The following is a 254-nucleotide window of genomic DNA, read 5'->3' on the forward strand; positions in this document are numbered from 1 at the left end:
GCGGATGCCCCGCGCGGATATCCATCTCGATCTGATCCACGAGAATCACCGAGTTGCGCATGATGATGCCGAACATGGCGATCACGCCGAGCATCGCGACAAAGCCGAACGGCTCGTTGAACAGCAGCAGCGCGACGGCCACGCCGATCAGCCCGAGCGGCGCCGTCAGCACGACCATCATCACGCGCGACAGACTTTGCAACTGGATCATCAGCAGCGTGAGCACGGCGATCACGAGTATCGGCAACTGCGCG

The 254-nt window shown here is 62.2% G+C and carries 1 protein-coding gene; it reads right to left on the reverse strand.

Features of this window, described 5'->3' with window-relative positions; translation table 11 throughout:
* Nucleotides 1-254: efflux RND transporter permease subunit (locus tag R2R70_RS21670; RefSeq protein ID WP_410979149.1), on the reverse strand; the 254-nt coding region annotated here is incomplete at both ends.

Source organism: Cobetia sp. SIMBA_158, assembly GCF_046566945.1.
Classification (GTDB): domain Bacteria; phylum Pseudomonadota; class Gammaproteobacteria; order Pseudomonadales; family Halomonadaceae; genus Cobetia; species Cobetia amphilecti.